Genomic DNA, 11,511 nt, shown 5'->3' on the forward strand with positions numbered 1-11,511 from the left:
ATATAGTGGGAGCCCGGCCCCGGCCGGACCGCTCAGGCACCCAGCACCAGCACCACCCCAGTTCACGAGGGAGAGCAGCACATGACCGTCACCGTCTACTCCAAGCCGGCTTGCGTCCAGTGCACGATGACCACCCGCGCGCTCGACGCGCAGGGCATCGAGTACGAGATCTTCGACGTCACCGCCGACGACAAGGCGCTGCAGACCGTCAAGGAGCTCGGCTACATGCAGGCCCCGGTCGTCATCGCCGACCAGGACCACTGGTCGGGCTTCCAGCCCGACCGCATCAAGGCGATCGTCGCGGCCTGAGCCGCGCCATGACGGCGTCGGGGGAAGCCGTGGCATCGGTCGTCTACTTCTCGAGCGTCTCGGGCAACACCGCCCGCTTCGTCGAGAAGCTCGGACGCCCCGCCACGCGCATCCCCCTCTACGCCTCCGAGCCGCCGCTCGAGCAGCACGAGCCCTACGTGCTGATCGTCCCCACCTACGGGGGCGGCGACGGCAAGGGCGCTGTGCCGAAGCAGGTCATCCGCTTCCTCAACGACGAGGAGAACCGGAAGCACCTGCGCGGCGTCATCAGCACGGGCAACACCAACTTCGGGGCCGGCTACGGCATCGCGGGCGACATCATCGCCCGCAAGTGCCACGTGCCCCACCTCCACAGAGTCGAGATCTTCGGAACCCCCGACGACGTCCGCGTCGTCAACGAGCGATTGGATGCACTATGGCGACAGTGACGCCAGAGATGACCACGGGCAAGGCGTCGGCGATGGACTTCCACTCGCTGAACGCCATGCTCAACCTCTACGGACCCGACGGCCAGATCCAGTTCGAGAAGGACCGCGAGGCCGCGAACCAGTACTTCCTGCAGCACGTCAACCAGAACACCGTCTTCTTCCACTCGCTCAAGGAGAAGCTCGACTACCTCGTCGAGAACGAGTACTACGAGGGCGAGGTGCTCGAGCAGTACTCGTTCGAGTTCATCAAGTCGCTCATGAAGCGCGCCTACGGCTACAAGTTCCGCTTCCCGACGTTCCTCGGCGCGTTCAAGTACTACACGTCGTACACGCTGAAGACGTTCGACGGGAAGCGCTACCTCGAGCGCTACGAGGACCGCGTCGTCAACGTCGCACTCGCCCTCGCCGAGGGCAGCGAGCCGCTCGCCGAGGCCTACGTCGACGAGATGGTGAACGGCCGCTTCCAGCCGGCCACCCCCACCTTCCTCAACGCGGGCAAGAAGCAGCGCGGCGAGCTCGTCTCCTGCTTCCTCCTCCGCATCGAGGACAACATGGAGTCGATCGGCCGCTCGATCAACTCGGCCCTGCAGCTCTCGAAGCGCGGCGGCGGCGTGGCGTTCAACCTCACGAACATCCGCGAGTACGGCGCCCCGATCAAGCAGATCCAGAACCAGTCGTCCGGCGTGATCCCCGTGATGAAGCTCTTCGAGGACAGCTTCTCGTACGCGAACCAGCTGGGTGCCCGTCAGGGCGCGGGAGCGGTGTACCTGCAGGCGCACCACCCCGACATCATGCGGTTCCTCGACACCAAGCGCGAGAACGCGGACGAGAAGATCCGCATCAAGACGCTCTCGCTGGGCGTCGTGATCCCCGACATCACCTTCGAGCTGGCGAAGAAGGGCGAGGACATGTACCTGTTCTCCCCCTACGACGTCGAGCGCGTCTACGGCAAGCCGTTCTCGGACATCTCGGTCACCGAGAAGTACCACGAGATGGTCGACGACGCCCGGATCCAGAAGAAGAAGATCAACGCCCGCGAGTTCTTCCAGACGCTCGCCGAGATCCAGTTCGAGTCGGGCTACCCGTACATCATGTTCGAGGACACGGTGAACCGGGCCAACCCGATCGACGGCCGCATCAACATGTCGAACCTCTGCAGCGAGATCCTGCAGGTGAACACGCCGTCGGAGTACGACGACGACCTCGGCTACGAGTCGATCGGCAAGGACATCTCCTGCAACCTCGGCTCGATGAACATCGCGCTGTCGATGGACTCGCCCGACTTCGGCAAGACCGTCGAGACCGCGATCCGCGCTCTCACCGCAGTGTCCGACCAGTCGGACATCGGCTCGGTGCCGTCGATCGCCCGCGGCAACTCGATGAGCCACGCCATCGGCCTCGGCCAGATGAACCTGCACGGCTACCTGGGCCGTGAGCGCATCCACTACGGCTCCGAGGAGGGTCTCGACTTCACGAACATCTACTTCTACACGGTCCTGTTCCACGCCCTCCGCGCGTCGAACCTCATCGCGCAGGAGAAGGGCCAGGTGTTCGACGGCTTCGAGCGCTCCAAGTACGCGTCGGGCGAGTTCTTCGACAAGTACACCGAGCAGGAGTGGAAGCCGGCCACGGCCCGCGTGCAGGAGCTCTTCGACACCTCGGAGATCCACATCCCCACGCAGCAGGACTGGCTCGAGCTCAAGGCGAAGGTCCAGGAGCACGGCATCTACAACCAGAACCTGCAGGCGGTGCCGCCGACCGGCTCGATCTCGTACATCAACAACTCGACGTCGTCGATCCATCCGATCGCGTCGAAGATCGAGATCCGCAAGGAGGGCAAGATCGGGCGCGTCTACTACCCGGCGCCCTTCATGACGAACGACAACCTGGAGTACTTCCAGGACGCGTACGAGATCGGCCCCGAGAAGATCATCGACACCTACGCCGCGGCGACGCAGCACGTCGACCAGGGCCTGTCGCTGACGCTGTTCTTCAAGGACACCGCCACGACGCGCGACATCAACAAGGCCCAGATCTACGCCTGGCGCAAGGGCATCAAGACGGTCTACTACGTGCGCCTGCGGCAGCTCGCGCTCGAGGGGACCGAGGTCGAGGGCTGCGTCAGCTGCATGCTGTGACGCGCGAGCACCACGGAGAGAACGACATGGACACGCAGAACACCCAGGCCTCGGCCTTCGACGACCTCGCCGAGGGTCCCCTCGCCGAGGAGGCGAGCGCCGCGATCGAGGCCGACCGTGCCGAGGTCGGCGACGCGCTCGGCGCCGGCAAGCCGCAGACCGCGGCCCAGGAGCGCCAGCACCGCCACAACCACCTGGTGCAGGCGATCAACTGGAACCGCATCCAGGACGACAAGGACCTCGAGGTCTGGAACCGCCTGGTGAACAACTTCTGGCTGCCGGAGAAGGTGCCGCTCTCGAACGACGTGCAGTCGTGGGGCACCCTCACGCCCGACGAGCAGAAGCTCACGATGCGGGTGTTCACGGGCCTCACGCTGCTCGACACGATCCAGGGCACGGTCGGCGCGGTCTCGCTCATCCCCGATGCGGCGACGCCGCACGAGGAGGCGGTGCTCACGAACATCGCCTTCATGGAGAGCGTGCACGCGAAGTCGTACTCGTCGATCTTCTCGACGCTCGCGTCGACGAAGGAGATCGACGACGCCTTCCGCTGGTCGACGGAGAACCCGTACCTGCAGCGCAAGGCCGAGATCATCATCGACTACTACGAGGGCGACGACCCGCTGAAGCGCAAGGTCGCCTCGACGCTGCTCGAGTCGTTCCTGTTCTACTCGGGCTTCTACCTGCCGATGTACTGGTCGAGCCACGCCAAGCTCACCAACACGGCCGACATGATCCGCCTCATCATCCGCGACGAGGCCGTCCACGGCTACTACATCGGCTACAAGTTCCAGAAGGGCTACGAGAAGCTCTCGGAGCAGGAGCAGGCCGAGATCAAGGACTACACGTACTCGCTGCTCTACGAGCTCTACGAGAACGAGTCCAAGTACACGGCCGACCTCTACGACGCCGTCGGCCTCACCGAGGACGTCAAGAAGTTCCTGCACTACAACGCGAACAAGGCGCTCATGAACCTCGGGTTCGAGCCGCTGTTCCCGTCGACGGTGACCGACGTCAACCCGGCGATCCTCTCGGCCCTGTCGCCGAACGCCGACGAGAACCACGACTTCTTCTCGGGGTCTGGCTCGTCGTACGTGATCGGCAAGGCCGTCGCGACCGAGGACGACGACTGGGACTTCTGATCCCTGCACGACGGAGGCCCCGCACCGGCACGGTGCGGGGCCTCCGTCGTCGCGCGGCCGCAGAAGGCGACCCACGCAGCGATCGGGGGACATCCAGGTCTTGAGCGCGGCGGGCTTCGGGTCTAGCGTGACCGCCAGCGGCGCCGCCGCTCATCGGTCGAAGGCGACCGATCACCGTCTCGAGGAGGAGACACATGCGAAAGCTGCTGCTGGCGCTCGCCGCCGCTGCCGCGCTGATCCTGGGGGCCGCGACCCCTGCGTCGGCGATCACCGGGAACTTCGTCGAGGACGACGAGCATCCCTACGTCGGCCTCGTGGTCTTCTACGACGACGCCGGCGAGTTCACGAGCCGATGCTCTGGGTCGCTGCTGACGCCGACGGTGTTCCTGACTGCCGGCCACTGCACCGACGACAACTCCAGCGCCCGCGTCTACTTCCAGCAGGACGCCGGCGCCAACTACGACCCGGCCACCGAGGTCGACCCCGTCAGCGGCTACCCGGAGAGCTGCGCCGCCGGTACGCTCGGCACGCTCTGCGCCACCTCGGATGAGCTCTACAACTACGGCTTCGACGACTTCGCGACGTTCCCGAACACCTACGACGTCGGCATCGTCGTGCTCGACCAGCCGATCGCGCTCGAGGAGTACGGAGCGCTCGCGGCGCCAGGCACCCTCGACCGCCTCGCGACGGCTCGCGGCACGCAGGATCGCACCTTCACCGCGAGCGGCTATGGACTCACGAAGGTGAACCCGGTCTCGGTGACGTCCTACCGCGAGCGCCTGATGGCCTCCGCGATCCTCACCAACCTGCGCAGCGCGAACACCGACGGCTACAACCTGCAGACGAACGGCAACGGCGCCGGTCGCGGCGGCACGTGCTCCGGCGACTCGGGCGGCCCCATCTTCCTCGGCGGCTACGGGTCGAACACCATCGTCGCCGTCACGTCGTTCGGGCTGAACGAATGGTGCCGCGGCGTCGACTTCTCGTACCGCACCGACCGCCAGGAGGTGCTCGACTGGATCGAGTCGGTCGTGGGCGCGGAGGAGTTCGCTCAGATCGAGATCGTCACGGCGTGACGCGGCCGACGGGGCGGGGCGCACGAGCGCTTCGCCCCGTCGCCGTTCACATCGGGGCCGCGTCCTCGTCGACCCACTCGAGCAGGTCGCCGGGCTGGCACTCGAGCACGCGGCACATCGCCTCGAGCGTCGAGAAGCGCACCGCCTTCGCCCGGCCGTTCTTCAGCACCGCGACGTTCGCGGGCGTGAGGCCGACACGCTCCGCGAACTCCCCCACGCTCAGCTTCCGCTTCGCGAGCTCGACGTCGATCCGCACGACGATCGGCATCAGATGACCTCCTCGAGCTCGGCGCGGTCGTCGATCGCCTGCCGCAGCAGCCCGCGCATGACGAGCATGAGCAGCGCAGGCAGCGCCGAGAGCACGACCATCCCGAACAGCAGCATGGGGAGGCCCGGGTCCCGCAGCTCGGGCGTGAAGAAGATGACGCCGACGAGTACCGCCGCGCCGCCCGCGAAGACCGCCCAGCTGACCGCGAGCGCCCACACGATCGCGTCGACCCACCGCATCGACGCCTCGCTGAAGATGCGGTCGTGCTGTACGAGCGTCAGGAGCCGCCAGGTGCAGACGATGACGACGAGCACGGCCGCGACGACGATCGTGAGCACCGCCTGCGCCGGGATCCGGAACGCGAGCGCCTCGTCCGAGAGCTGACCCGGGATCGAGAGCACGGCGAGCACGCCGAGCCAGAGGGCGGCGAGCACGAGCACGACGCGGAGCAGCAGGACGGACCATCGAGCGCGGAGCATGCATCGATGATCGCGCGCTATCTATCGAAAGTCAATCGGTACCGGCTCGATCGGTGCCGGAGCGCTCATGCGCCTGCTCGGTCGCCCGCCCCTCCTCCTCGGGCCGCTCGGTATCGGCGCGCTCGGTCGCGGTGTCGGCCGTGCCCTCCTCGTCGGCGGGCAGCGCATCCGTCGCCACCTCGGCGCGGTCGCGGCTGTCGAGCAGGCGATCGGGGTCGCTGACGCGCACGTCGTGCCCGTCGCGCTGCAGCCGGCGGATGCCCTCGCGCAGCATCCGCCGCCCCACGTCGTTCGTCGACGCCACCCGCGAGAGGTCGACCACCACCGGGGCGCCGTCGTCGGGCACCCGCTCGAGCTCGCGCAGCGCCACCTCAGCTGCCGCGAAGTGCATCGTGCCCTGCAGCTGCACCTCGCGCACGCCGTCGCCGTCGTCGTCGGGCTCGACCACGCCGTAGAGCACGTGCGACGCGACCTCGGGCGCCTGCATGAGGTGCAGCCCCATGTCGCGCGAGAGCCGCTCGCAGGTGCGCACGGCGCGCACGCTGTTGCCGAACCGGTCGAGCTTCGGCGAGAACGCGCCGATGCCCACCTGGCCGGGCAGCGCGCCGAGCACGCCGCCGGCGACGCCGCTCTTGGCCGGGATGCCGACCGTGCTCATCCAGTCGCCGGCCGCGTCGTACATGCCGCACGTCGCCATCACCGCGAGCACCTGCCGGCACACCCACGCGGGCACGACCTGCTCGTCGGTGACGGGGTTGCGGCCGCCCGAGGCGAGCGTCATCGCCATGACGGCGAGGTCGCGCACGTCGACGAGCAGCGAGCACTGCTCGATGTAGCCCTCGACCGCGTCGTGCGGCTCGCCCTCGAGCTTGCCCTGCGCGTGCACGAGGTAGGCGAGCGCCATGTTGCGGCTCGCGGTGTCGAGCTCGGAGCGGCGCACCGCGTCGTCGACCTCGAGCTCGCGCCCGGCGAAGGCCGAGAGGCCCTCGCGGATGCGGCGCACCCGGTCGGCCGGCGTCGTGTCGGCGTCGCCGACGAGCGCGTGGGTCGTGATCGCTCCGATGTTGATCATCGGGTTGCGCGGCCGACCGCTCTGCTCGAGCGAGATCTCGTTGAAGGCGTCGCCCGAGGGCTCGACGCCCACGTGCTCGAGCACGGTGTCGAGGCCTCGGTCGGCGAGCGCGAGGGCATAGGCGAACGGCTTCGAGATCGACTGGATGGTGAAGCGGTGCTCGGCGTCGCCCGAGGCGTAGACCGTGCCGTCGATCGTGCACAGCGCCACCCCGAACAGCGACGGGTCGGCGTCGGCGAGCTCGGGGATGTAGCTGGCCACCTCGCCGTCGTCGCCCTCGTGCGCGCACGTCTCGCGCACCTCGTCCAGGTAGTCGGGCACCGGCGTCTGCATGGGGCGAGGGTATCGGCGGGGCGGCGGGGCGGGCTGGGCGGCGCCCTCCCTCGACGCCGGGCGCGGGCGCGGCGGACCGCGGCGCGCATCCGGCCGCCCGACACCGGCCCGTGCTTCGATCGGGGCATGGCGGATGGCACGGCACCGGCGAGCAGGACGAGCGCGTCGGATGCGGTCGCCCAGGAGCGCCGGCTCGAGTCGCGATCGATCGCCGCCGGCTGGGTCGGGTTCGTCGTCGGCCTCGTGGCCGGCCTCGTGCTGCTGGCCGGCGACGCCCGTCCGATCGCGGGCCCGGGCTCGCTCGCGCTGCCGGCGGCGGCGGTCGCGGCGGTCGTCACCGCCGCGGCCTTCGCCACGAGCACGCTCCTCCATCGGAGCGGCGAGACCGCGCCGATGCCCGAGTGGCAGCGCCTCGTGTCGAACGTGTCGGGCGTCGCGCTCACGATCGCCTTCGCCGCCGTCGCGGCGCTCGGCGTGCTCGCCGGTGCAGAGGTGCTCGCGCTCGGCCTGGTCGGCTTCGACGCCCTGCCGATCTTCGGGGCCGCGCTCACCGCGGTGCCCTCCGCCGCCGGCGCCTGGCTCGCGTTCCAGGCGGGTGCGACGCTGCGCACGCGCGACCTCGCGACGCTGCTGTTCGTCTTCCTCGCCATCGGCACGGTGCTCGCGATGCTCACCGCCGACGACGCGCGCTGGTGGGAGCGCAACTTCTCGCAGCTCGGCATCGGATCCGGCCCCGGCGCGTGGGCGTTCAACGGCACGATCGTCGTGGCCGGCCTGCTCGTGGTCGTCATCGGGCTCTACGTCGGCCGCGACCTCCACCGCTGGCTCGGCGACGCCGCCCTCCCCCGCATCGCCGCGGTCGTCATCGGCTTCGCCGCCTCGGGCGCGCTGCTCGCGGGCGTGGGCCTCTTCCCGCTCCCGGATGCGCGGCTCGCGCACACCATCAGCGCGTTCGGCACGATCGGCGCCTTCGCCGCCACCGCCGTGCTGCTGCTCGTCGTGCAGCCAGAGCGCCCGCGCGCCCTCGTGCTCACCACCGCCGGCCTCGGTCTCGGCGTCGGTGCGGCCCTGCTGCTGTGGCGACCGCTCGGCCTCATCAACGCGGCCGCGCTCGAGGCGGTCGCGGTGGGCCTCGCGTTCGTCTGGATGACGACGCTCGTCCGCACGCTCGCGGCGCTCGTGCCGGGCGCTTCCCGCCCAGCCGCCACGCGCACGCCGCTGCATCCGGAGCGCGGCGCCGTGCCCGGCTCGACAGCGGCGCCCGGAGCGGGCAGGGTGGGCACATGAGCGATCACGACGAGGCCGAGGCGGCCACCCCGCAGGACACCCCCGAGGGCACGGAGTCGCCCGAGGACGCGCAGCGGCGCAAGTTCCGCGAGGCGCTCGAGAAGAAGAAGCTCGGGCACCACGGCCAGGGCATGTCGGCCAAGGGCGGCGTGCAGTCGGCCCACACGGCGCCCGCCGCACAGAAGCGCGTGCACCGCCGCAAGTCCGGCTGACGCCGCCGCGCCACCGCACCATCCACCGAGCTTCCCCGAAGTGCGGGGTTCCCCTCCGGAACCTCGCAGTTCGGGGAAGCTCGCGCGTTCGGGGTGGGACGCGGGGTCGTCAGCCCCGCAGGTACGCCAGCTGCGCGGCCATCGACGCCTCGGCGGCGTTCCGCACGGAGGGGTCGACGTCGGCGTAGACGAGGTCGGTCACCTCGGCGACGCCCGCGTCGGCGCCGAGCCGCTCGAGCGCCGCCCGCACCTCGTCGAGCCGCTCGAGCCGGTGCGCCCGGTACGCGCGCGCGGTCTCGGCCACCGACGGCAGGGGATCGCCGTGCCCCGGCAGCGCCTCGAGGTCGCCGAGCGCCTCGAGGCGGTCGAGGCTCGCGAGGTACGGGCCGACCGCGCCGTCGGGATGCATGATGACGGTCGTGCCGCGGCCGAGGATCGTGTCGCCGGTGAGCACGGCCTGCCCGGGGACGACGACGCACATCGAGTCGCGCGTGTGGCCGGGCGTCGCGAGGATCCGCACCTCGCCGCCGTCGACCTCGATCGGCTCTCCGTCGACGAGCCGACGGCCCAGATGGCAGCGGTCGCCGTCCATCCCGCGCACCGGGGCGCCGGTCGAGCGCGCGAGCTCCAACGCGCCCTCGGTGTGGTCGGGGTGGTGGTGCGTGACGAGCACGAGCTGCGGCCGCAGCGCCACGAGCCGCTCGAGGTGCTCGGGGTCGGCGGGGCCGGGATCGACGATCACCCGCCCGCCGAGCACGTACGTGTTCGTGCCGTCGAGGGTCATGGGACCGGGGTTCGGAGCGAGGATGCGCTCGATGGCGACCATGCCTCCACGGTATCCGGCGGAGGGCCGAGCGGCTGGGCGCCCGTCCAGGGAGCCGCGCGGCGCCCCGCGCGCCGTCGCCTGCGTGTGGGCGGGCGATGGTGCCATGGAGGCATGGACCCGATCGTCGCCGTCGTCATCGCCCTCATCGCCGCGCTCGGCGCGGGCTCCCTCGGCGCGGTGCTCGGGCAGCGGGCCGGCCACCGGATGGGTGCGGCCGCCTCGGGCGCCGAGGCGCAGGCGGCCGTCGGCAGGCTCGAGGTGCTCGAGGCGGAGCGTGCCCGCGAGCGCGACGTCGCGGAGCGCCGGCATGCCGCGCAGCTCGAGGAGGTGCGGGCCGAGGCCGAGCGCCGCGTCCGCGAGGAGCGCGAGCGCGGCCGCGAGGCCGTCGCCGAGCTGCAGCAGGACGCCGCGCGCCGGGCCGACGAGTTCGCCGCGCTCAGCCGCGCCGCGCTCGACCGCAACTCCGCCGTCTTCCTCGACCAGGCCGAGGAGCGGCTCCGTCGGACGCAGACCGAGGGCGCTGCCGAGCTCGCGAAGCGCGAGGCCGCGGTGCGGAGCCTCGTCGAGCCGCTCGCCCGCTCGCTCGAGTCGGTGCGCGGCGAGGTGACCGCGGCCGAGAAGGCGCGCGCGGAGGCCGGTGCGGCGATCGCCGAGCAGCTGCACGCGATGCGCTCGTCGTCCGAGCAGCTCACGCTCGAGACCCGCCAGCTCGTCACGGCGCTCCGCGCCCCGCAGGTGCGCGGCCGCTGGGGCGAGATGCAGCTGCGCCGCGTGGTCGAGGCCGCCGGCATGGTCGAGCACGTCGACTTCACCGAGCAGGCCCACCACGCCACCGACGACGGCGCGCTGCGCCCCGACATGCTCGTGCACCTCCCGGGCGACAAGCGCGTCGTCGTCGACGCGAAGGTCGCGTTCCACGGCTACCTCGAGGCGATGGAGGCGCGCGACGACACCACGCGTGCGCAGCGCCTCGATGCGCACGCGCGCCACCTGCGCGACCACATCGACCAGCTCGGCGGCAAGGCCTACTGGGAGACGGTGGCCGGCACCCCCGAGTTCGTCGTGATGTTCGTACCTGCCGAGACGTTCCTGTCGGCCGCCCTCGAGCGCGACCCCACGCTCTTCGAGCGCGCCTTCGAGCGCGACGTCGTGCTCGCGACGCCCGCGACGCTCGTCGCGCTGCTCCGCACGGTCGGCTACACCTGGCGCCAGGAGCAGCTGACGGCCGAGGCGCAGCAGGTGCTCACCGTGGGGCGGGAGCTGCACAAGCGGCTCGGCACGATGGGCGGCCACCTCACCACGCTCGGCAAGCGCCTGAACAGCGCCGTCGAGGCGTACAACGCGTTCAACGCCTCGCTCGACCGCAACGTCGTAACGCAGGCGCGCCGCTTCTCGAGCCTGCAGGGCCTCGAGCCCTCGCTCGAGCGCACGCCGCCGCTCGAGGTGCTCGCGGTGCCGGCGCAGAAGCCCGATGTGCACGACGTCGAGCCGGAGCCGGCGACCGCCGATCGTGCGCTCGCCGAGGCCGCGGCCCTCGCCGAGCCGCCGCAGACGGACGACAGCAGCTCCAGCCGCATCGCCTAGCGATCGCCCGAACTCCCGGACGCCGAAGCTTGCACTGGGAGTACGCCGTCACAGGCGGCACGACAGCGCTGTCTCCGTCGGCACCGCGCTGGATGTGCCCGGTCGATGCACCGACGGTCGAGCGCGCGCACCGCCTGCACCGCCGTCGAATGCGAACGAGGATCGCGCTGCGCCCAGTGTGCGGAAACGCGAAAAGGGCCCACGCGTCTGCGTGGGCCCTGATGCGGAAGAAGGGGCCCCAGATCGTTCTGGGGCCCCTTTCCAAAAGAAGTCCGGCGGTGTCCTACTCTCCCACAGGGTCCCCCCTGCAGTACCATCGGCGCTGAGAGCCTTAGCTTCCGGGTTCGGAATGTGACC

12 protein-coding genes and 1 rRNA gene are annotated in these 11,511 nt (G+C 70.5%); 8 read left to right on the forward strand and 5 right to left on the reverse strand.

Going from position 1 to position 11,511, the window contains the following annotated elements; genetic code table 11:
- The first annotated feature begins 81 nt into the window (after window positions 1-81).
- The 5 genes from nrdH to IEW90_RS13635 all read left to right on the forward strand — a co-directional run bounded on the left by nrdH (window position 82) and on the right by IEW90_RS13635 (window position 5,093).
- On the forward strand, window positions 82-309 hold the full coding sequence (gene nrdH, locus IEW90_RS13615) for a glutaredoxin-like protein NrdH (protein WP_188718803.1): 228 nt from the start codon (window positions 82-84) through the stop codon (window positions 307-309).
- Between the two features lie 8 nt (window positions 310-317).
- Window positions 318-737, forward strand: coding sequence for a class Ib ribonucleoside-diphosphate reductase assembly flavoprotein NrdI (gene nrdI / locus IEW90_RS13620; protein ID WP_188718804.1), 420 nt, complete (start codon window positions 318-320; stop codon window positions 735-737).
- Window positions 738-745: 8 nt separating this feature from the next.
- A complete protein-coding gene (gene nrdE / locus IEW90_RS13625; RefSeq protein ID WP_188718805.1) occupies window positions 746-2,875 on the forward strand; it encodes a class 1b ribonucleoside-diphosphate reductase subunit alpha in 2,130 nt (709 codons plus the stop codon).
- A gap of 26 nt (window positions 2,876-2,901) precedes the next feature.
- Window positions 2,902-4,017: a class 1b ribonucleoside-diphosphate reductase subunit beta gene (gene nrdF, locus IEW90_RS13630; protein WP_188718806.1), complete on the forward strand. Its 1,116-nt coding sequence runs from the start codon at window positions 2,902-2,904 to the stop codon at window positions 4,015-4,017.
- 194 nt (window positions 4,018-4,211) lie between these two features.
- Entirely contained in the window at window positions 4,212-5,093 is an 882-nt protein-coding gene (locus IEW90_RS13635; protein ID WP_188718807.1) for a trypsin-like serine protease, read from the forward strand.
- 46 nt (window positions 5,094-5,139) lie between these two features.
- Here the strand turns inward: IEW90_RS13635 and IEW90_RS13640 are convergent, their stop codons facing one another.
- Genes IEW90_RS13640 through IEW90_RS13650 form a run of 3 tightly spaced genes read right to left on the reverse strand, consistent with a single transcriptional unit; the run spans window position 5,140 to window position 7,245 of the window.
- Window positions 5,140-5,361 carry a helix-turn-helix domain-containing protein gene (locus IEW90_RS13640; protein WP_188718808.1) on the reverse strand — a complete coding sequence of 74 codons (222 nt, stop codon included), beginning with the start codon at window positions 5,359-5,361 and terminating at the stop codon, window positions 5,140-5,142.
- A complete protein-coding gene (locus IEW90_RS13645; protein WP_188718809.1) occupies window positions 5,361-5,840 on the reverse strand; it encodes a DUF2975 domain-containing protein in 480 nt (159 codons plus the stop codon). Before IEW90_RS13645 ends, IEW90_RS13640 begins: the two co-directional genes overlap by 1 nt.
- A gap of 31 nt (window positions 5,841-5,871) precedes the next feature.
- Window positions 5,872-7,245: a glutaminase gene (locus IEW90_RS13650; RefSeq protein WP_188718810.1), complete on the reverse strand. Its 1,374-nt coding sequence runs from the start codon at window positions 7,243-7,245 to the stop codon at window positions 5,872-5,874.
- Window positions 7,246-7,371: 126 nt separating this feature from the next.
- Here IEW90_RS13650 and IEW90_RS13655 point away from each other — a divergent pair, with 126 nt between their 5' ends.
- Together IEW90_RS13655 and IEW90_RS13660 are read left to right on the forward strand one after the other, a co-directional pair.
- A complete protein-coding gene (locus IEW90_RS13655) occupies window positions 7,372-8,532 on the forward strand; it encodes a DUF998 domain-containing protein (protein WP_188718811.1) in 1,161 nt (386 codons plus the stop codon).
- Entirely contained in the window at window positions 8,529-8,744 is a 216-nt protein-coding gene (locus IEW90_RS13660; protein ID WP_188718812.1) for a DUF5302 domain-containing protein, read from the forward strand. The genes IEW90_RS13655 and IEW90_RS13660 overlap by 4 nt, the downstream gene beginning before the upstream one ends.
- A gap of 109 nt (window positions 8,745-8,853) precedes the next feature.
- On the opposite strand, the gene IEW90_RS13665 is transcribed toward IEW90_RS13660, so the two are convergent.
- A complete protein-coding gene (locus IEW90_RS13665; RefSeq protein ID WP_188718813.1) occupies window positions 8,854-9,570 on the reverse strand; it encodes an MBL fold metallo-hydrolase in 717 nt (238 codons plus the stop codon).
- A 111-nt stretch (window positions 9,571-9,681) separates the two neighbouring features.
- On the opposite strand from IEW90_RS13665, the gene IEW90_RS13670 reads away from it, so the two are divergent.
- The gene (locus IEW90_RS13670) at window positions 9,682-11,154 is read left to right on the forward strand and encodes a DNA recombination protein RmuC (protein ID WP_229679686.1); all 1,473 of its coding nucleotides are present in this window, start codon (window positions 9,682-9,684) and stop codon (window positions 11,152-11,154) included.
- A 270-nt stretch (window positions 11,155-11,424) separates the two neighbouring features.
- On the opposite strand, the gene rrf is transcribed toward IEW90_RS13670, so the two are convergent.
- Window positions 11,425-11,511 (reverse strand): 5S ribosomal RNA (gene rrf, locus IEW90_RS13675); the annotation flags it as partial.

Origin of the sequence: Agrococcus terreus, assembly GCF_014645235.1 — a bacterium.
Classification (GTDB): Bacteria; Actinomycetota; Actinomycetes; order Actinomycetales; family Microbacteriaceae; genus Agrococcus; species Agrococcus terreus.